The sequence below is a fragment of the Nonomuraea sp. NPDC049607 genome (genome assembly GCF_040675375.1).
Lineage (GTDB): Bacteria > Actinomycetota > Actinomycetes > Streptosporangiales > Streptosporangiaceae > Nonomuraea.
The window spans coordinates 106,310-126,424 of the sequence record NZ_JBFAOV010000023.1 but is presented as its reverse complement, the minus strand read 5'-3'; the positions used below and the strand labels follow the sequence as shown (position 1 = coordinate 126,424).

Here is a 20,115-nt window from a genome sequence, read left to right as displayed (position 1 = left end):
TCAGGGCCGCGGGTCGATGAGGGCCGCGGCGAGCAGCGTGCTCACCCGCTGGGCGGCCTCCTCGGACATCCCCGCCGCCCGGACGATCTCCGCCGCCTGGGCGCCGATGGCCGCCGCGTCCACCGCGCTGACCCTGGGCAACGGCGTGCGCTCGGCCTGCGGGGCGACGGCCGAGGTCAGAGCCCTGCGTCGGCGGCGCTCCCGCCACCGGCCGCGCAGCCGGTCGACCCGCTCGGTCGCCATGCCCGTCAGCACCTCGCAGGCCACGCCGTTGAGCAGGGTCAGGACCACGCCGAGGACGAGTTGCATGCCCTCGCCCGCGTCGAAGCCGGTTGGCTGGTCGCGTTCGCGTCCTCGCAGCACGGCGCGGACCGCGCGTCTGCGCGCGATCGGGTTGCCGAAGAAGTCCGCGCAGGCCAGAGGCAGGAACCGCGCGTCCTCGGGGGCCACGTCGAGCAGGATCGTCCGGGCGGCCTCCTCGATGGTCGGCGCTGTGGGACCTGAGCCGCCGGTTTCCAGGGGGCCGGTTTCTGGGGAGCCTGGTTCGGGCATGTCTCCTCGCCTGACTTGAACTGAGTCCCCGAATCACCCCTATGAGAGCATGTCCGCCGCTCTGCTGATACCTGACTGCGGAATGCGATCGACCTCTTTCGCAGAGGCGTCTCATCGCGGCCGCCGGGGGCCTTTTGCGCTGCGAGTGAAGGGCGGGGGCCCGGCCGGGGCGGGTGCGCCAGGATGGTGGGCATGCGGACACTTGTTCTGGGTGGCACGAGATTTCTGTCCAGGGAGATCGCGCGACAGGCACGCGATCGCGGGCACGAGGTGGTGTGCGCGGCGCGCGGCCTGGCCGGTGATCCGCCGCCGGGGGTGGAGTTCGTCCGGGTCGACCGGGCCGAGGACGGCGGGCTCGCGCCCGTGAAGGGCGCGTTCGACCTGGTCGTCGACGTCGCCAGGCATCCGAGCCAGGTCCGGCGCGCGGTCACGGAGCTGGCGGGCCGGGCCGGTCACTGGACGTTCGTGTCGACGTGCAGCGTCTACGCCGACGCGACCCGGGTCACCCAGGTCCTCCACCACCCGCTGCCCGGCGACGCCGACGAGGGCGACCCGGAGAACTACGGCCCGGCCAAGGTGGCGTGCGAGCAGATCGTCGGTGCCGACGCGCTGCACGTGCGGGCCGGGCTGATCGTCGGCCCCGAGGACCTGTCCGACCGGTTCACCTACTGGGTCGAGCGGCTGGCGCGCGGCGGGCCCGTGCTGGCCCCCGGCTCGCCCGGCGACCTGGTCCAGTTCGTCGACGTGCGCGATCTCGCCGCCTGGACGCTCGACGCGGCCCAGGCCGGGCTCACCGGGCCGTACGACGGGATCTCCATGCCGTTCGGCAGGGGGGAGATGCTGGCGCGGATCGCCGAGGGGCTGGAGGTCGAGCCGGAGCTCGTCTGGGCCGGTCAGGAGTTCCTCACCGAGCACAAGGTCGAGCCGTGGATGGGGCCGCGTTCGCTGCCGCTGTGGTTGCCGCTGCCGGAGTACGCCGGGTTCATGACCCGGGACACCTCCGCCACGGTGGCCGCCGGGCTGCGCATCCGTCCGGTGGCCGACACGGCCCGCGACACGCTCGCCTGGCTGCGCGACTCCGGCCACACGGTGACCCGCTCCGGCCTCACGGCCGAGGAGGAGGCCGGCCTGCTCCGCCTGCTCGCCTGAGCCCATCCGTCCCCGCCGCCCGCCCGGACGTCGGGGACGGGGCGTCAGACGGTGGCCTCCTGGTGGTAGACCGAGTGCCAGACCTCGTTCCTGATGCGGGCGAACTCCGGCGACAGCCGGATCTCCTCCGTGCGCGGATAGGGCAGATCCACCTCGATGACGCGGTGGATCCGGCCCGGCCGGGCGGCCATGACGACGACCTTGTTGGCGAGGTAGACCGCCTCGTCCACGTCGTGGGTGATGAACATGACCGTGCGCCGTTCCCTGCTCCAGGTGTCGAGGAGCTGGTCCTGCAACTGCACCCGGGTGAGGGCGTCGAGCGCGCCGAACGGCTCGTCCATGAGCAGGACCTGCGGGCCCACCGCGTACGCGCGGGCGATGGCGCAGCGCTGCTTCATGCCGCCGGACAACGTCTTGGGCAGGGCGTCGGCGAAGTCCGTCAGGCCCACCAGCTCGATGGCGTGCTCGGCCCGCCGCCTGCGCTCGTCGGCGGGCAGGCCGGCCAGCTTCAGGCCGAACTCGACGTTCTTGCGCACGGTCAGCCACGGGAACAGCGCGTACTGCTGGAAGATCACGCCGCGCTCGGGGCCGGGGCCGGTCACCGGGACGCCGTCGAGCAGGATGCGCCCGGCGCCCGGCTCGGTCAGGCCCGCGGCCATGCTCATCAGCGTGCTCTTGCCGCATCCCGACGGGCCCACGACGGTGACGAACTCGCGGTCGGCGATGTCGAGGTCGACCCGGTCGAGGGCGACGAACTCGGTGTCCTTGAGCGGGAAGGTCTTCGAGACGGCCTCGAAGGAGATCTTGGGGGTCATCGGCGCTCCTGCCATCCGGTCAAACGGCGCTCGGCGAGCAGCAGCAGCCGGTCCATGACCAGGCCGAGCACGCCGATGCTGATCAGCCCGACGAAGATCGTGGGCAGGTCGTAGTAGAGCTGCGCCTGCTGCATGCGGTAGCCCAGGCCCTCCTGGGCGGCGATCAGCTCGGCGGCGACCAGGGTGCCCCAGGCCGCGCCCAGCCCGATCCGCATGCCGACGATGATGAACGGCGTGGACGCCGGGACGATCACCTTCAGGAAGATCGTCCGGTCGCCCGCGCCCAGCACCCTGGCCGCGTTGATCAGGGTGCGGTCGACGTCCAGGACGCCCTGGAAGGTGGAGACCACGCTCGACAGGAACGCCGCCAGGAAGATCACGAAGATCTTCGGCGTCTCGCCGATGCCCATCAGCACGATGGCCAGCGGGATGATCGCCAGCGGCGGGATCGTCCGGAAGAACTGCACGTACGGTTCGATCAGCGCGCGGGCGGTGGCGTACCAGCCCATGAGGAAGCCGATCGGGACGGCCAGCGCCGTGCCGAGCGCGAAGCCGGTGAACACGCGGCGCAGGCTGGCCAGCAGGTCGGTGGGGAGAGTGCCGTCGGAGACGAGCTCGGCGGCGCGGGCCGCCACGTCGGCCGGGCTGGACAGGCCCTGGATGCCGGCCAGCGACAGCCCGCTCCAGACGGCCAGGCCCGCCACGACGGCGGCCGCGTTGAGCACGAGCGTGCGACGGGGTCGCGCCAGGCGCCGCCTGCGGGCCGGGGGAGGATCGGTCACGGTCACGGCGGTCATGGTTCGGGGCTCGTCATCGTCGGGGGTCCTTCCGGGTGGTGCATGCGTGTCTGCGGCTTCCGTGGAAAAGCAGGTGCGGGCGGGGTGAAGGGGCGGGTGAGGTGAGCGGCGGGTGGGGTGAGGTGGGGTGACGGTCAGGGGGCCAGGGGGCGGAGGTGGGCGGGGATCGAGGGTTCCTCGTGGACGAGGAGGGCGATCGCTCCCATGGCGGAGGCGTTCACCCCCAGGTCCGCCTGCGCGACCGCGATCTCCCGAGGGGCGCGCGGCAGCGCCAGCCGCGAGACCGCGTCCCGGATCGGGTCGAGGACGAGGCTGCCCAGCCCGGCCAGCTCACCCCCCACCACGATCAGCGCGGGGTCGAGCTGGGCGACGGTGCCGGCCAGCACGCGGCCCAGGTCGGCCGCCGCCGAGACGATGACCTCGCACACCGCCGGCACGCGGTCCTGGGCGGCCGCGACCAGCGCGTCCAGGCCGGACAGCCGCACCCCGCGGGCGGCGCACGCCCTGAGCAGGCCCTGCCCGCCGATACCGCCCTCCAGGCAGCCGCGGCTGCCGCAGTGGCAGGGCTCGCCGCCGGGGTCGAGGGAGACGTGGCCGATCTCGCCGCTGGCCCCGTGCGCGCCGCGCAGCAGCCGGCCGGCGACGATGAATCCGCCGCCGACGCCGACCGACCAGCGTACGTAGACCATGTCGCGCACCGAGCGGCCGACGCCCCACGTGGCCTCGGCCAGCGCGGCGAGCCTGGCGTTGTTGTCCACGGCCACCCGCACGCCGAACTCCTCGGCGACCCGCCGGGCCACCGGCAGGTAGGAGGCCGGGAGCGTCGGCGGGATGCCCGGGACGTCGACCGGCGCCGGCGCGGGGCTCTCGTCCACGACGCCGACCAGGCCGAGGCCGACGGCCTCCAGCGCGCCCAGGCCGATGCCGCGCTCGGCGGCGATCTCCCGGGTCAGCCGGATCGCCGCCTCGGCCTCCTCCAGCGGGGCCGCGTCCTCCGGCAGGGACGCGGAGGCGGTGGCCACCACCTGGTGGGCGGCGTTGGCCACGGCCAGCCGGACCCGTCCGCGGCCGAGGTCGAGGCCGAGGAGCAGGCCGGCGGCCGGGTTGAGCGAGACGAAGGCGGCGGGCCTGCCGCGTCCGCGCGGCTCGGCGGGCACCGAGTCCGTCTCGATCACCGCACCGCGGTCCATCAGGTCGGAGATGATCGCGAACAGCGTGCTGCGGGACAGGCCGGTGCGCTCGGTGAGCTGGGCCCGGCTCAGCGCGCCCGCCGCGCGCAGCGTGGCGAGCACGGCGTCCTCGTGCACCAGCCGCAGCCGCTGCAGCGCGTCAGTGGGTGACGACATGGGACCATGATGGTGGGCAAGGCATTGCGGTCAACTCTCCGTCCGGATCATCCGGCGGCGGCCGACGCGTACAGGTCGGCGGTGAAGTACGTGGACGGTTCGGGCGACTCGGTCAGCTTGCCCATGGTGACGAACAGGTCGGCCAGGCCCTTGTACCAGCCGGCCGCGGTGCCGTCCTTGGCCAGCTTGACCAGTTCGGCGGTCGGCAGGATCTTCGTCACCGCCGAGGCGCCCTTGAACTGCTGCGGCGGCGCCTTGAGGAAGGCGGCGGTCAGCGTCTCGGCCTCGGCCGCGTGCCCGGCGACCCAGTCGTTGGCCTCCTGGAGCACCTTCAGCACCTTGGTGACGGTGGCCGCGTCGCCGGAGACCAGCTCGTTGCGGGCGACGAACGAGCTGGGGAAGCTCAGCTTGGGGTAGAAGTCCTCGCTCTTGGTCAGCTCGACCAGCTCCGGCACGTTCTTCTTGATGGTGTCGATCAGCGGGTACCAGATGGCCGCCGCGTCGATCTGCTTGGCGCTGAACGCGGTCACGACCGTGCTCGGGTCCATGTTGACCTTCTGCACGTCCTTGCCGGACAGGCCGGCCTCCTTCAGGGCCAGCTCAAGGATCATGTCGCCGGACGTGCCCTCGGGCACGCCCACCTTCTTGCCCATCAGGTCCTTGACGGAGGTGATGCCCGACTCCGGGTAGGTGATCACCCGGTCGGCCATGCCGAGCATGTTCGGCGCGATGATCTTGGCCTTGCCGCTGGCCGGGAGCCAGGTCGCGCCGGAGCCGATGTAGCCGAAGTCGATGTCGCCGGAGCCGAGCGCCTGGATCTGCAGCGGGCCGTTGGTGAACACCTTCAGGTCGGGCTCCAGCCCCTGCTTGGCCCACAGGCCCTGCTTGTCGGCCGCGGCGAGCGCGGCGGCGCCGGAGAAGTCGGCGATGTAGCCGAAGCGCACGCTCTTGGCTTCGGGGCCGTCGCCGGAGGAGGAGCCGCAGGCGGCGGCGGGGAGGAGGACGGCCAGCGCCGCGAGGGCGCTGACCAGGGTGCGAGGACGCCTCATCGGGGGGTCCTTTCTCGTCTCACGGAGGGATCGGGGGGTGACGGCGGCCTCATGCGACCTCGTCGGCGACGCCGTCCACGTCGGGGGCGCGGCCCTCGCCGATGTCGGCCATGTAGCTCATCCAGGTGTAGGCCGGGTCGCCGCGGCGCAGCAGTTCCCGGTACAGGCGTACGGTCAGCTCGCGCCGGACCGCCGCGTAGGCGGGCGCGGGGTAGACGTTGTGCAGTTCGTGCGGGTCGGCGTCCAGGTCGTAGAGCTCGTGCACGCCTTCCGGGTTGAAGACCAGCTTGTGGCGGCGGTCCCGGATCATGCGCTGGGAGTAGGGGAAGTGGTGGCCGTGGAACTCGGCGACCACCGAGTCCCGGCCCTCGGCGGGCTCGCCGCGCAGCAGCGGGAGCAGGCTCTCGCCGTCGCAGGGCTCCTGCGGCGGCAGCCCGGCCAGGTCCAGGATGGTGGGGTTGAGGTCGATCAGGGTGGCGAACGCGTCCACGGTCTTCGCGGGCGCGCCGGGCACCCGGACGATGCCGGGGATGCGGTAGATGTCCTCGTACATGGCCGGGCCCTTGTCGTTCAGCCGGTGGGCGCCGGTGAACTCGCCGTGGTCGGCGGTGAAGACGACCGCGGTGTCGTCCCAGAGGGACAGCTCGCGCAGCGCCGTCAGGAGCCGGCCGATCTGGTCGTCGATCATCGTCACGTAGCCCCAGTAGACGGCGATCAGCTTGCGCCAGGCGTCGGCGTCGAAGCTGTCGGCCGACCAGTACTCGGAGTAGCGTCGCTGCACCTCGGGCTTGCCGGCGAAGGTCTCGGCCATGGAGGCGGGCAGCGGCACGAGGTCCGGGTCGTACATGTCGTAGTAGCGGTCGGGGATGAGGTACGGCAGGTGGGGGCCGTACCAGTGGCAGGACAGCAGGAACGGGCGGCCGGTGCGGCGGAAGTCCGCGGCGTAGCGTTCCAGCAGCTCCAGAGTGCGGTCGGCGAGGAACGCCTCGATCGTGGCCTCGGCCGGCTGCCGGAGCCTGCCGGCGATGAGATGGCCGCGGCCGGTGCCGTTGGGGGCCTTGCCGAAGATCGGGCTGTCCACCGCGAAGGGGGGATGGCCGTGCTCCTTCAGCCAGCTTTCGTAGGAGGGGTGGTCGAAGGGGTTCAGCGCCCCGGGCAGGTGCTCGCCGTCCATGCCGTGGAACTCGGGCCCGCGTTCGCGGCCGATGTGCCACTTGCCGACGTGGCCCAGGTTGTAGCCGGCGGCCCGCAGCGGCGCGGCGAGGGTCGGCTGGTCGTCGGCGACCTCGTCCCGGCCGCCGCCGTTGCGCTCGGGGTTGACCAGCAGGCCGTGCCGGAACGGGTGCAGCCCCGTGAACAGCGACGCGCGGGCCGGGGTGCAGATCGCGGTCGGCGTGTAGAACCGGTCGAAGCGCGTGCCCTCCGCCGCCAGGCCGTCGAGCGCGGGGGTGCGGACGACGGGGTTGCCGTAGCAGCCGAGCGTGTCCACCCGATGCTGGTCGGTCATCAGGAACAGGACGTTGCGGGGACTGGTCACTCGCTCTCCGATCGCTAATTTTTCTTGAGGGTTTACGTTAAAGAAGGATCATGAGCTTCGCAAGGGGGTGATAGGGGAGAGATGTCGGTTTTTATTTCCGGTCTCTTGACGTAAATCGGTGAGGGTGATCACACTTTGCGATATCCCCCGCCTCCCGAAGGAGTCCGATGCGTCGACATCTCCTGACCGCCGCGCTCGCGGCAGCGCTCGTGGTCCCGGCTCTTGGGCCCGCTCCGAGCGCCTACGCCGCCGACGAGCCCGTCAACCTGGCCCTCGCGGGCACCGCTACCGCCTCCAGCGTCGAACTGGACCGCGCCGACTTCGCCGCCGCGCACGTCAACGACGGCGACACCGCCACCCGCTGGTCCTCCAAGTACGCCGACGACAACTGGGTCCAGGTACGCCTGGACGCGCCGGCCAAGGTCGACCACGTGACGTTGCGCTGGCCGAACGCCTGTGCCCGCGACTTCGTCCTGCAGACCTCCGCCGACGGCGTGACCTGGACCGACGTGGCCTCGCTGCAACGCGACACCTGTCCGCGCACCGACGTCATCGACGTGGCCTCGCAGACCCCGGTGTCCTATGTCCGGATGCAGGGCAGGAAGCGCTGGGCCGCCTTCGGCTACTCGATCTCGGAGTTCGAGATCTGGGACCGGCCGCCCGCGCCGCCCCGGCCCGTCCTGGGCCTGCTGCCGAAGCCGGTGGCGCTCCAGGAGCAGGGCGGGACGCCGTACACGCTGCACAGGAACACCAGGGTCGTCGCGGCCGGGCAGGACGCGCGGGCGCCCGCCGAATACCTGGCCAGGGCGCTGCGCCCGGCCACCGGCTACCGCCTGCCGGTCGTCGCCGCAGGGGACGGCCCCGCGCCGATCGTCGTCGAGGTCGGCCCCGGCAAGGGCCCGGCCGGGCACGAGGACGAGGGCTACCGGCTCACCGTCGCCCCCGGCCGGATCGCCCTGACCGCGAGCACGGCCGCCGGCGCGCTCAACGGCGTCCAGACGCTGCGCCAGCTCTTCCCGCAGTGGGTCGAGTCCGACTCCGTCGTGCCCGCCTCGTGGACGGCGCCCGCGGTGACGATCACCGACTACCCGCGCTTCGCGCACCGGGGCATGATGCTCGACGTCGCGCGCAGCTTCTACCCGGTGGCGGAGGTGAAGTCCGCGATCGACGCCGCCGCCCAGTTCAAGATCAACCGGCTGCACCTGCACCTCACCGACGACCAGGGGTGGCGCATCGCCGTCGGCGACCCGGCCACCAACCCCTCGGGCATCGACTACGGCCTGCTCACCCGGGTCGGCGGCGCCACCGCGATGACCGACCGGGGCACCGAACCGGGCATCACCGGCTTCTACACCAAGGCCGACTACACCGAGATCGTGCGGTACGCGGGCGAGAACGGCATGACCGTCATCCCCGAGATCGACCTGCCCGGTCACGTCAACTCGGCGCTGCACTCCGTCCCGCAGCTCAACACGGCGGGCGCGCAGCCGCGGCTCCAGCCGGGGGAGACCACCGTCCCGCACAACGGCACCGGCGCGGTCGGCTACTCCTCGCTGGACGCCGCCGCCCCCGTCACCTACGAGTTCGCCCGGCACGTGCTCGCCGAGATCGCCGCGATGACGCCGGGCCCGTACCTGCACATCGGCGGGGACGAGGCGCACGTCACCCCGCACGCCGACTACGTCAAGATGGTGGACGCGTTCACCGCCGCGGTGAAGGGCCTCGGCAAGACCGTCGTCGGCTGGAACGAGTACGCCGGAACCGCCCTGCCCCAGGGCGATGCCGTCGTGCAGTTCTGGAACGGCAACCTGGCCGCCGTCGCCAAGGCGGTCAACGAGCGCGGGGCCAAGGCGATCCTGTCCCCGGCGGCCAACACGTACGTCCCGCAGAAGCAGGACCCCCGTCAGCCGCAGGGCGGCACGTGGGCGTGCGGCGGGGTCTGCGGGCTGGACCGCCACTACAACTGGGACCCCGGCACGTACGTGCCCGGCGTCGCCGAGTCGTCCGTGCTGGGCGTGGAGTCGGCGATGTGGGGCGAGTTCATCAGGCGGCTCGGCCAGGCGCAGTACTACTCCTTCCCGCGCCTGATCGCGACGGCCGAGGTCGGCTGGACCCCGCAGGACCAGCGTGACTACGCCGGATTCAGCACCAGGTTGTCGGCGGTCGGCGGCCGGCTGACGGTCGCGGGGACCAACTTCTTCCCCACCGCCGACGTCCCGTGGCGGCTGCAGGTCCTCGGCCGGCCCGTCACCGTCCGTGCCGGACGTCCGGCGGGGGCCACCTGGACGGTCACCGCGCCGGGCCACGCCGCGGACGGGCTCAAGGCGTCGATCGCCTGGAGCGACGGGGTGACGGAGGAGGTCGCGCTGACCACGCCACGGGTGGCGAGCATCCCGGACATGCGGGTCAACGACGCCTTCACGGCCCGGTCGGACCGGTCGTTCGCCGGGCCCGGCACGTACAGCGGCACCTTGACCGTGCGCCCGAGCGGTCTCGCGCCGGTGCAGGGTGCTCTGACGGTCACCGTGAAGGACTGACCCGCGCCCTGGTCGATCGGCTCCCGTCCGGCCTTCAGCGGGACGGGAGCCGGCGGCCGGTGAAGGCCAGGAGGCGGCGGTGGTCGGGGTCGCCGGGGTCGGCCGGGACTTCGGGGCCGAACATGCCGGGCCGCCGGAAGGCGCCGAAATCCATGGCGAGCATGACCGTGAGCAGTTCGCCGCACGCGTCGTCGTCCACGAGCGTCTCCTGACCGGTGGCCAGGGCAAGGTCGGCGCCGTGGACGAGCACTTCGGTGAGGTGCACGAGCGCGGCCATCCGCGCGGGCAGCTCGCCGAAGCCCAGGCGGACCGTCCCGTCCAGGGCGCCGGGGCGGTGCCAGGCGTCGCGGTCGAGGCGGGCGGCGAGGGCGAAGGCCGCCCGCGGGTCGCCGCCGAGCCAGTCGTCCTCGTGTGCCGCGCCGGCGTCGGTGCCGGTGAGCTCGGCGGCGAAGATGCGCATGCCGCCGACCAGGTGGTTCAGCTCGGTCCGCACGTCCCAGGCCGGGCAGAGGGCGGGGGCGGCGAGCCGGTCGCCGGTGAGGCCCGCGACGATGACGCCGGTCATGTCGAGGGCGCGGTCGATCTGCTCGATCACGGAGGTCATCGTGCTCTCCTTCAGGTGCCTCGTCCCACTGCTAAAGCAGGATGTGGCTGCGTTTACGGCGAGGACTCTAGGGCGCGAGAAGCCGCAAACGCAAGTCATGGCTGCGTTAAGGTGAGGGCATGGAAGAGCGACAGCCCGCCAGGCGTCCCGGCGGGCGCAGCGCCCGGGTCCGCGCCGCGGTGCACCAGGCCGTCACCGACCTGATCGCCGAACGCGGCTACGGCAACTACACCGTCGGCGACGTCGCGGCGCGCGCGGGCGTGGCCGACACCAGCGTCTACCGGCGCTGGGGCACGATCGAGGCCCTGACCATCGACGTCGCGATCACCTGGCTCACCACCACCTCGCCCGTCCCCGACACCGGCAGCCTGGACGGCGACCTGCGCGCCTACGCGGCCAACGTGGCCAGGGACGTCACCGGCCCCGACGGCCTGGCCCTGCTGCGCCTGGTCATCGCCCTGTCGTCGGCGGGCGACGACGGCCTGCGGGCCCGCGCGGCGTTCCTCGCCGAGCGTTCCCGCCAGCTCCAGGTCATGCTCGACCGGGCCCGCGACCGGGGCGAGCACCCTCCGGAGGTCCTCGACGTGGTCGACCACATCCTGGCCCCGATGTACCTCCGCGTCCTGTTCGGAGCCGCCCCGCTGACCCCCGAGTACGTCGACGGCCTGGCCGATCGCCTGCTCGCACGCACGGCGTACGGTCCTTGACCGTGTCGACGAGGCCGAGCACGGCACCGCGCGGTGGAGGCACTGCTTCCCCCGGCCGGCGGCGACCGGCGAGGGCGAGGCGGTCGTGGGCGCGGTGCACCGACGGGCCTCGGACTTGTGGCGGGGGTGTGAAGGTCGGGGGCGGGTACCGTGCAGACCGCCCTACGGGAGGGGGAACCCGCCTAACGTCCCGAAATATGAGGACAGTGGATGTTCTGGTGGTGGGTGCCGGGCTTGCCGGGTTGAGCACGGCCCGGCTGCTCGCCCTGCGAGGGCTGGACGTCATGGTCGTCGACCGCCGCAGGTCGCTGTCGGCCGGCATCCGCACCACCGGGATCTTCGTCCGCCGCACGCTCGACGACTTCGACCTGCCGGACCACCTCCTCGGGCCCGGCGTCCGGGACGTGCTGCTGCACCCGCCGTCGCGGCGCTCGCCGATCCACCTCACCAGCGACAGGGACGAGTTCCGGGTGGCCGACATGGCGGCCGTCCACGAGCACGCCCGCCGCGCGGCCGAGTCGGCCGGGGCACGGGTCCTGCTGGGCACGCGGTACGCGGGCACGTCGGCGGGCCTCGTCCGCCTGGAAGCCTCGGGGCAGGGGGTGCGCGAGGTGAGGGCCAGGTTCGTGGTGGGGGCGGACGGTGCGCGGTCGCGGGTGGCCCGTGATCTCGGCCTGGACGTCAACCGGCGCTTCCTCGTCGGCGCGGAGATCGTCCATCCGGTCGCGCCGGGCCCGGCGGTCCCGGTGTTCCACTGCGTGCTGGACCCCCGGGTGGCTCCGGGTTACCTCGGATGGGTGGTGGACGACGGGCGGCACGCGCACGTGGGCGTCGCCGGGGAACCGGGGGCGATGCGGGCCGGCGTCCGGCGTCTGCTGGACGCCTTCGCCGCCGGCGCGCCCGGCCGCGACGCGCCGCCCACCGGGCCGGTCGAGCGGCGGGGCGGCCCGATCCCGGTCGGAGGCGTGCTGCGGCGGCTGGCCTGCCCGGCCGGGCTGCTGGTCGGGGACGCGGCGGGCGCGGTGTCGCCGCTGACGGCCGGCGGGCTGGACCCCTGCCTGCGGATGTCCGAGCCGGCCGCGGCGGTGATCGCCGAGTATCTGCGCACCGGCGATCAAGGGGTGCTCAGGCAGTACGACGGGGCCGCGCTGCGGGCCCGGTTCCGTGGGCGGTTGCTGCTGCGGCGGGTGTTCGCGGGCATCCGGTCGCCGCTCGCGGCGGAGGCGGCGGTGGCCGCCCTGCGCAGCCGCGCCGGCCGCGCGCTGGCGGCGCGGATCCTGTTCGGCGACGGGTCCTTCCCCGAGATCGAGCCCCGGTTCACGGCGAGAACGGCCGCGCGCGAGTGACCGCGAAGTGGCGCGCCGGGAGCGGGAACGGGAGCGGCAACGGGGGCGGGAACGGGGGGCGACCCCGTGCGGAGGCACGGGGTCGCGGAGATCGAACGGCTACGGCTTGGTGTAGCCGCCCGTGTAGGCGCCGGATCCGCTGTACGCGTACACGCGGACGCGGTAGGTGCCCGCCGTCCCGTTGTAGGTCAGGGTCTCGTCGGGCCCGCTGCTGGTGCTGCTGGCCACCGTGGTCCAGCCGAGGATGCCCTGCTTCTGCAGGTACAGGTCGAAGTCCACGCCGGCGGGCCCGTCGAGGCACGCGCGCTGCGTCCCGGCGGCGGCCGTGTACCCGGAGCTGTTCGGGTAGTACACGTTCTGCCCGCTGGTCAGGTTGCCGGAGAACGGCGTCTGGTAGCCGGTGCAGTTCCCGGGCGTGGTCCCGACCGTGATGCTCTTGCTGGTGGCGTTCGTGGCCCCGCCGTTGTCGGTCACGGTGAGGGTCACGTTGTACGTGCCCGCGGCGGCGTAGGTGTGCGACACGGTCGCGCCGCTGCCGGTGGCGCCGTCGCCGAAGCTCCACGCGTAGGAGGCGACGGTCCCGTCCGGGTCGCTGGAGCCGGAGCCGTTGAACGAGCACGCCCGCGTGGTGTTGTCGCACGACTGGGTGAAGCTCGCCACCGGAGGCTGGTTGCCACCGGTCGTCGGCGGGTACTGGCTGGAGTCGTGCACGTCGAGCAGGGGCTCCTTGACCCCGTCGGTGGCGTCGTCGGTCCAGTTCAGGTTGCCGGTGTTCTTGAGCTTGTCCCGTACGGCCAGCGCCCCGGCCCGGGTGGTGGGCTTGTTCGCGCCGCTGGTCAGCACGGCCGCCGCGCCCGCGACGTGCGGGCTGGCCATGGAGGTGCCGCTGATGGTGTTGTAGCCGCCGTTCATCCACGTGGAGTAGATGCAGGTGCCCGGGGCCGCGACCTCGACGGTGGTGCCGTAGTTGGAGTACCAGGCGAGCGTGTCGTCGGTGTCGGTGGCGCCGTCGGTGCGGCACGGCACGGTGATCGTCCCGACGAGGCCGCCGGGCTGGCCGTCGAAGTCGGTCACGGCCGAGACGGTGACGACGTCGGGGTGGTTGGCCGGGAAGAAGCCGGAGGCGTCGGCCGTGCTGTTGCCCGCGGCCACGACGACGACGATGCCCGCGTTGGTGGCGTTCGTGATCGCGTTGCTGATCGCGGAGCTGCTGCAGCCCTGGCAGCCGAGGCTCAGGTTGATGACCTCGATCGTGCTCGCCCTGGCCACGACCCAGTCGAGGCCCGCGGCGATGCCGGCCAGCGTGCCGGAGCCCGCCGAGTTGAGCACCTTGACGGCGTGGATGCGGGCGCCGGGGGCGACGCCGACCGCGCCGATCGCGTTGTCGATGGCGCCGATCGTGCCGGCCACGTGGCTGCCGTGCCCGTTGTCGTCGTCGCCGGTGCCCGAGCAGACGCCGCTGGTGCAGTTGGTGCTGGCCACCACGTTCAGGTCGGGGTGGTCGAGGTCGACGCCGGTGTCCACGACCGCCGCGTCCACGTCCACGCGGGCGTCGTCGGTGCCGTCGATGTCGAGGTTGATGTTCTGGTCGGCGTAGATGCGCTTGATGCCGCTGGGTACGGTCTGCGCGAAGGCGTGCACCTCCTGGTCGGGCTCGACGGTGAGCACGCCGGGCTCGCTCTTCAGCTTGGCGGCCTCGTCGGGGGTGAGAAGGGCCGTGTAGCCGTGGAAGGCGTACCGGTAGGTTCCCACCAGTACGCCCTTGTGCGCCGTGACCTGCTGCTGCGCCTCGTTCGCCACCTGCGCGCGCGACACGCCCGAGAGCTGGACGATGTAGCGCTGCTGGTCGGCGGCGGCCGGGGAGTTGGCCTCGGCGGCGGTGGCCCAGCCGGACAGTGCCAGGCAGACGCCGGAGGCCAGGGCTAACAGGGTTGAGATTCGACGCATGGAAAACGCCTTTCTCCGGGGGTGACATGAGCTGTGCTCATGCGGCTTGTGAGCGGAACATCGCATATGACAGTGAGTCAGGCAATACTGAAATATCTGTCATAGATCACATCGGTCTGGGTCGTTCCGACGAAGAATCGGGCCAGGCATAGTGGCAGTGGACGAACCGGGTTGTTCCCGTCGGCTCTAGGGTCGGGCGGAGTCGAGCCAGGGGGGACACCGGTGCCGGAGCTGGAGGAGATCGGTGCGTGGCTGCGTCACCGGCTGGCGGGGCTGCTCGCCGAGAACGAGGTGCCCGGGGCCGCCGTGGCGGTCGCCGCGGACGGGGAGACGGTCGAGGTCGCGGCCGGGACGCTGAGCACGGCCACGGGCGTCGAGGCCACCACCGGCTCCCTGTTCCAGATCGGCTCGATCACCAAGGTGCTGACCGCGACGCTGGCCATGCAACTGGCCGACGAGGGGCGGCTCGACCTCGACGCGCCCGTGCGCGCCCACCTCCCGGAGTTCCGGATCGGCGACGAGCGGGCCGCGCGGCGGATCACCACCCGGCAGCTCATGTGCCACGTCTCCGGCTTCGAGGGGGACGTCTTCACCGACACCGGCAAGGGCGACGACTGCGTCGAACGCTTCCTGGACGCCCTGCACGAGGTGCCGCAGCTGTTCGAGCCCGGCGAGATGTTCTCCTACAACAACGCCGGCTACTGCGTGCTGGGCCGGATCATCGAGGTCGTCCGGGGCAAGCCGTTCGACGCGTGCCTGCGGGACCACCTGTTCACGCCCCTCGGCATGACCCACGCCGCCAACGACCCCTACGAGGCGATCGTCCACCGTACGGCGGTGGGACACGTCCAGCGCACGCCGGACGGCCCGTACGAGCCGACCCCGGTGTGGGCGCTGGCCCGCTCGAACGCGCCCGCCGGGTCGATGCTGGCGATGCGCCCGCGCGACCTGCTGGCCTTCGCCCGCATGCACCTGGCCGGCGGCACCGGCCCGGACGGCGTCCGCCTGCTGAGCGCGGAGAGCGTCAGGGCGATGCGCCGGCCGCAGGTCACGCTGCCCGACATCGGCCAGGGCACGGCCTGGGGCCTGGGGTGGGAGCTGTTCGATCTGCCCGGCGGCACGGTCTTCGGCCATGACGGCAGCACCGTCGGCCAGTCGGCGTGCCTGCGCGTCGTGCCGGGCCGCGACGTCGCCGTGGTGATCGTCGCCAACGGCGGCCGGTCGCGGCCGGTGTTCGCCGAGATCGCCGGGCGCGTGCTGGACGAGCTGGGCGGGGTCGGGCTGCCCGCGCCCCCGGCGCCCCGCGCGGTCTCCGTGCCGCCCGCCGACGCCGCCCGCTATGTCGGCACGTACACGTCGAGCACCTGCGAGACCGAGGTGAGCCTCGACGAGACCGGGCGGCTGTGGCTGCGGCGGACGCCCGTCGGGATCACCGCCGAGCTGGACGAGGTGCCGTACCGCACCGAGCTGGCCGCCTGGCGCGGGGACGTCGTGCTCCCGCTCGAACCCGAGCGCGGCGTGCACGCGCCGATCGCCTTCCTCGGCGACGACGGCACCGGCCGCGCCCTGTACCTGCACGACGGCCGCGCCGACCGCCGCGCGTCCGCCTGAACCACCCGAACCGGAAGGGCCTGCCCGCGCCACCCGCGCCGGGCGGGCCCTTCCCATGCCCGCCACCCGCCGATCAGTTGGTACGCCCGGACGAACCCGGTCCCCAACGTTCGATGACCGCGACGAACACCGCCGGGGGCGCGGGTCCCACTATCGTCGGATGGATTTGGAGAGCGATCGCGTGCTGGCGATCCGGGACCTGTCGGTCGAGATCCGGCGCGGCGACAGGGTCGTCCGCCCGGTCTCGGACGTCAGTCTGGCGCTGAACCGCGGCGAGACCCTGGGGATCGTCGGCGAGACCGGGTCCGGCAAGTCCATGACCGGTCTCGCGATCATGGGCATGCTGCCGGCCGGCGGCCGGGTGACCGGCGGCTCGATCGACTTCGGCGGCGAGGAGCTGGTCGGCCTGCCCGCCGCGCGCTACCGGGCGCTGCGCGGCAACGAGATCGCGATGGTGTTCCAGGACTCGCTGACCGCGCTGAACCCGACCCGGCGCGTCGGCGAACAGGTCGCCGAGCCGGTACGGCTGCACCAGGGCGCCTCCAGGCGGGCCGCCCGCGAACGCGCCGCCGAGGTGCTCGCCCTGGTCGGCCTGCCCCGCCCGGCCGAGCGCATGGACGACTACCCGCACCAGCTCTCGGGCGGCATGCGGCAGCGCGTGATGATCGCGATGGCGCTGGCGTGCGAGCCGCGGGTCGTCATCGCCGACGAGCCGACCACGGCCCTGGACGTCACCATCCAGGCCGAGATCCTCGACCTCCTGGACGACCTGCGCTCCCGGCTCGGCATGTCGATGATCCTCATCACCCACGACATGGGCGTCATCGCCCGGCACGCCGACCGCGTCGGCGTCATGTACGCCGGCCGCCTGGCCGAGACCGCCCCCACCCCCGTGCTCTTCGGCCGGACCCGGCACCGCTACACGCACGCGCTGCTGTCCTCGATCCCCTCGCTCACCCACGACAGGGACGAGCGGCTGTTCAGCATCCCCGGCGCGCCGCCCGACCTGACCGCGGCCGGGCCCGGCTGCCCGTTCGCGCCGCGCTGCGACGCCGCCACCGACCGGTGCCGCGAGGAGCGTCCGGCCCCCTCGGCGGAGGACGGCGGGCACGTCCACGCCTGCCACCACCCGGCCTCCGGACCGGCCGAGCGGGTCCAGGCCCGGTTCGTCACCCGCCCGGCGGGGTCGCAGGGGCGGGCGGAGGACCCGCGGTTGCGCGTCGTCGACCTCAGGCGCGAGTACCCGGTCGGCGGCAGGGGCCTGTTCGGCGGGCGCCGCACCCTGAAGGCGGTCTCGGGCGTCAGCTTCGAGGTGGCGGCGGGGGAGACGTTCGGGCTGGTCGGCGAGTCGGGCTGCGGGAAGTCCACCCTCGGCAGGATGCTCGTCGCCCTCGACCGGCCCACCTCCGGCGAAGTGATCTTCGACGGCGAGCCGGTCAGCCGGATGAGCGCGCGGGCGCTCGGGCCGCGCCGCGGCCGGCTGCAGATGATGTTCCAGGACTCCGGCGCCGCCCTCGACCCCCGCATGCGCATCGGCACGATCCTGCGCGAGCCGATGGCGATCCAGGGCTCGGGCGACCGCGCCCACCGCACGGCCCGCGCCCGCGAGCTGCTGCGGGACGTCGGGCTGCCCGGCAGCGTCATGGACCGCTACCCCCACGAGCTGTCCGGCGGGCAGCGGCAGCGGGTGAACCTGGCCCGCGCCCTGGCCCTCGACCCGGCGGTGCTGGTCGCCGACGAGCCGGTCAGCGCCCTCGACGTCTCCATCCGCTCCCAGGTGCTCAACCTCATGCGCGGCATCCAGATCGAGCGCGGCCTCAGCAGCGTGGTGATCTCGCACGACCTGGCCGTCGTGCGCTACCTGGCCGACCGGGTCGGCGTCATGTACCTGGGCAAACTGGTCGAGACCGGTACCACCGAAGAGGTGTACGGCGCTCCCGCCCACCCCTACACCGCCGGCCTGCTCGCCGCCGTCCCCGACGCGGACCCCGAGGCCCCGCAGCCGCGCGGCGCCCGCGTACGCGGCGAGCTGCCGAGCCCGATCGACCCGCCCAGCGGCTGCCGCTTCCGCACCCGCTGCGCCCTGGCCGACGACGTGTGCGCGCAGGCCGAACCCCTCCCACGGCAGGTCACCGGCACCCACCAGGTCGCCTGCCACCACCCGCTCCAGCCGCTCGAACCCGCGGCCACCTCGCTGAAGGGAGCCTCCCGGTCATGACCTGGTACGTCGTCCGGCGGCTGGCGATCTCGGTCGTCGTCCTGCTCGGGATCTCCGCGGTGGTCTTCCTGCTGCTGCACCTCGTCTCCGACAGCCCCGGCCGGGTCGTCCTCGGGCAGCGCGCCTCGCCCGAGGCGGTCGTCGACTTCAACCGGCAGCACGGGTTCGACCGCCCGGTCCTCGCCCAGTACGTCAGTTACCTGGGCCAGCTGGCCCACGGCGACCTGGGCAGGTCGTACAAGCTGAACGAGAACGTGGCGACCCTGCTCGGGCAGAACGCCGGCCGCAGCGCGATGCTGTCGGCGGCCGGGCTGGCGCTGGCGCTGGTGATCGCCGTGCCGCTCGGCGTGCTCCAGGCGGTCAGGCGCAACAGCGTCGCCGACCGGCTCCTCACGGCCGCCTCGTACGTGCTCTACGCGACGCCGTCGTTCCTGCTCGGGCTGATCCTGATCGCCGTGTTCAGCCAGGCGCTCCCGTTCTTCCCGGCCGAGGCGTCCCAGTCGCACTCGCCGTGGGTCGTCTTCACCGATCCGCGGGCCATGGCGCTGCCGGTCATCACGCTCGCCGCGGCCAGCGTGGCGGTGTTCGCGCAGTACCAGCGCTCCTCGGCGCTGGACCAGCTCGGTCTGGACTACATCAGGGTGGCGCGCGCCAAGGGCCTGCCGGAGCGGCTGGTCCTGCTCCGCCACCTGCTGCGCAACGCCTGCCTGCCGCTGGTCACGCTGGTCGGCACGCTGATCCCCACGCTGCTGGCGGGCAACCTGATCGTCGAGTCGCTGTTCAACTATCCCGGCCTCGGCCTGCTGTTCCTCAACAGCCTGCAACGCGAGGACTATCCGGTGCTGCTCGCCTACACCCTCGTCGGCGGCGTCCTGACCGTGGCCGGCAACTTCGTCGCCGACCTCGTGGTCGCCGCCGCCGACCGCCGAATCGAGCTGAGCAAATGACCACCCAGAACGTGGACGCGCGGCCCGAGGCCGAGACACCCTCCGCGCGGCGCCGGCTCCCGGTGCTGCGCGGGCTCCGGCGCAGCCCGCTCGGCCTGGCCGGCGGCCTGCTCCTGCTGCTGATCGCCGGGTTCTGCTTCCTGGGCCCGCTGATCTACCGCACCAACCAGATCGACGTGGACCTGGTCAACGCCGCCCTGCCCCCCGGCCCCGGGCATCCGCTCGGCACGGACGCCAACGGCTTCGACGTGCTCGGCCGGCTGATGGCCGGCGGCCGCCTGTCGCTCCAGATCGGCCTGCTCGCCGCCCTGTTCGCCACCGCGATCGGCACCCTGTACGGCGCGGTCGCCGGGCTGGCCGGAGGCGTGGTGGACGGCTTCCTGATGCGGCTGGTCGACGTCATGCTGTCGGTGCCGTTCCTGTTCTTCGTGCTGATCCTGTCGGCCCGCTTCCACGCCGACGCCCTGTCGCTGAGCCTGGTCATCGGCGGGTTCTCCTGGCTGGTCTCCGCCCGGCTGGTCCGCGGCGAGGTGCTGACGCTGCGGGTGCGGGAGTTCGTGCTGGCCGCGCGGGTGATGGGCGCCTCCCGCCGGCGGCTCATCCTCACCCACCTGATCCCGAACGCGCTCGGCGTGATCATCGTCAACATCACGTTCCAGGTCGCCGACGCGATCCTCGTCGTGGCGGCGCTGGGCTTCCTTGGGTTCGGCCTGACGTACCCGACCGAGGACTGGGGCAGCCAGCTCGCCGGCGGCGTCGCCTACATCTCGGCCGACTACTGGTGGCTGATCTACCCGGTCGGGGGCTGCATCATCCTGACCGTGCTGGCGCTCAACCTGCTCGCCGACGCCCTGCGCGACGCCGTCGGGCGGCGGGCCGACTGATGCGTTTCGTCCCCCGCGAGGCCGCGGCCCCTACGGCCCCTTCGCTCTTCTCCACCCCCACATGTAGGA

General features: G+C 72.9%; 16 protein-coding genes. 8 read left to right on the top strand and 8 right to left on the bottom strand.

Annotated elements, in window-relative coordinates:
* On the bottom strand, positions 1 to 552 hold the full coding sequence (locus AB0J97_RS35115) for a hypothetical protein (protein WP_357705699.1): 552 nt from the start codon (positions 550 to 552) through the stop codon (positions 1 to 3).
* A 192-nt stretch (positions 553 to 744) separates the two neighbouring features.
* Between AB0J97_RS35115 and AB0J97_RS35110 the strand changes: the two genes are divergently transcribed.
* Positions 745 to 1,701, top strand: coding sequence for an NAD-dependent epimerase/dehydratase family protein (locus tag AB0J97_RS35110; RefSeq protein ID WP_364096883.1), 957 nt, complete (start codon positions 745 to 747; stop codon positions 1,699 to 1,701).
* Positions 1,702 to 1,745: 44 nt separating this feature from the next.
* Here the strand turns inward: AB0J97_RS35110 and AB0J97_RS35105 are convergent, their stop codons facing one another.
* The 5 genes from AB0J97_RS35105 to AB0J97_RS35085 form a co-directional block, all read right to left on the bottom strand.
* Positions 1,746 to 2,516: an ABC transporter ATP-binding protein gene (locus AB0J97_RS35105; protein WP_357705701.1), complete on the bottom strand. Its 771-nt coding sequence runs from the start codon at positions 2,514 to 2,516 to the stop codon at positions 1,746 to 1,748.
* Complete coding sequence (locus AB0J97_RS35100; RefSeq protein WP_357705702.1) at positions 2,513 to 3,313, bottom strand: ABC transporter permease; 801 nt, start codon at positions 3,311 to 3,313, stop codon at positions 2,513 to 2,515. The genes AB0J97_RS35105 and AB0J97_RS35100 overlap by 4 nt, the downstream gene beginning before the upstream one ends.
* 134 nt (positions 3,314 to 3,447) lie before the next feature.
* The gene (locus AB0J97_RS35095; protein WP_364096879.1) at positions 3,448 to 4,659 is read right to left on the bottom strand and encodes an ROK family transcriptional regulator; all 1,212 of its coding nucleotides are present in this window, start codon (positions 4,657 to 4,659) and stop codon (positions 3,448 to 3,450) included.
* Between the two features lie 47 nt (positions 4,660 to 4,706).
* Positions 4,707 to 5,708, bottom strand: coding sequence for an aliphatic sulfonate ABC transporter substrate-binding protein (locus AB0J97_RS35090; protein ID WP_364096876.1), 1,002 nt, complete (start codon positions 5,706 to 5,708; stop codon positions 4,707 to 4,709).
* Positions 5,709 to 5,757: 49 nt separating this feature from the next.
* Positions 5,758 to 7,245: a sulfatase-like hydrolase/transferase gene (locus AB0J97_RS35085; protein WP_364096873.1), complete on the bottom strand. Its 1,488-nt coding sequence runs from the start codon at positions 7,243 to 7,245 to the stop codon at positions 5,758 to 5,760.
* A gap of 167 nt (positions 7,246 to 7,412) precedes the next feature.
* Between AB0J97_RS35085 and AB0J97_RS35080 the strand changes: the two genes are divergently transcribed.
* The gene (locus tag AB0J97_RS35080) at positions 7,413 to 9,782 is read left to right on the top strand and encodes a family 20 glycosylhydrolase (RefSeq protein WP_364096870.1); all 2,370 of its coding nucleotides are present in this window, start codon (positions 7,413 to 7,415) and stop codon (positions 9,780 to 9,782) included.
* A gap of 34 nt (positions 9,783 to 9,816) precedes the next feature.
* On the opposite strand, the gene AB0J97_RS35075 is transcribed toward AB0J97_RS35080, so the two are convergent.
* Positions 9,817 to 10,386: a TIGR03086 family metal-binding protein gene (locus tag AB0J97_RS35075; RefSeq protein WP_364096867.1), complete on the bottom strand. Its 570-nt coding sequence runs from the start codon at positions 10,384 to 10,386 to the stop codon at positions 9,817 to 9,819.
* Between the two features lie 119 nt (positions 10,387 to 10,505).
* Here AB0J97_RS35075 and AB0J97_RS35070 point away from each other — a divergent pair, with 119 nt between their 5' ends.
* The gene (locus AB0J97_RS35070) at positions 10,506 to 11,093 is read left to right on the top strand and encodes a TetR/AcrR family transcriptional regulator (protein ID WP_364096864.1); all 588 of its coding nucleotides are present in this window, start codon (positions 10,506 to 10,508) and stop codon (positions 11,091 to 11,093) included.
* A 197-nt stretch (positions 11,094 to 11,290) separates the two neighbouring features.
* Entirely contained in the window at positions 11,291 to 12,439 is a 1,149-nt protein-coding gene (locus tag AB0J97_RS35065; RefSeq protein WP_364096861.1) for an NAD(P)/FAD-dependent oxidoreductase, read from the top strand.
* 99 nt (positions 12,440 to 12,538) lie between these two features.
* Here the strand turns inward: AB0J97_RS35065 and AB0J97_RS35060 are convergent, their stop codons facing one another.
* Positions 12,539 to 14,386: a S8 family serine peptidase gene (locus AB0J97_RS35060; protein ID WP_364096858.1), complete on the bottom strand. Its 1,848-nt coding sequence runs from the start codon at positions 14,384 to 14,386 to the stop codon at positions 12,539 to 12,541.
* 222 nt (positions 14,387 to 14,608) lie between these two features.
* Between AB0J97_RS35060 and AB0J97_RS35055 the strand changes: the two genes are divergently transcribed.
* From AB0J97_RS35055 to AB0J97_RS35040, 4 genes are all read left to right on the top strand, one after another.
* Positions 14,609 to 15,997 (top strand): serine hydrolase, encoded by a 1,389-nt coding sequence (locus AB0J97_RS35055; protein ID WP_364096855.1) that lies wholly within the window; start codon positions 14,609 to 14,611, stop codon positions 15,995 to 15,997.
* A gap of 160 nt (positions 15,998 to 16,157) precedes the next feature.
* Positions 16,158 to 18,215, top strand: coding sequence for an ABC transporter ATP-binding protein (locus AB0J97_RS35050; protein ID WP_364096852.1), 2,058 nt, complete (start codon positions 16,158 to 16,160; stop codon positions 18,213 to 18,215).
* Positions 18,212 to 19,162, top strand: coding sequence for an ABC transporter permease (locus AB0J97_RS35045; RefSeq protein ID WP_364096849.1), 951 nt, complete (start codon positions 18,212 to 18,214; stop codon positions 19,160 to 19,162). Before AB0J97_RS35050 ends, AB0J97_RS35045 begins: the two co-directional genes overlap by 4 nt.
* The gene (locus tag AB0J97_RS35040; RefSeq protein WP_364096846.1) at positions 19,159 to 20,046 is read left to right on the top strand and encodes an ABC transporter permease; all 888 of its coding nucleotides are present in this window, start codon (positions 19,159 to 19,161) and stop codon (positions 20,044 to 20,046) included. The genes AB0J97_RS35045 and AB0J97_RS35040 overlap by 4 nt, the downstream gene beginning before the upstream one ends.
* Positions 20,047 to 20,115 lie beyond the last annotated feature (69 nt).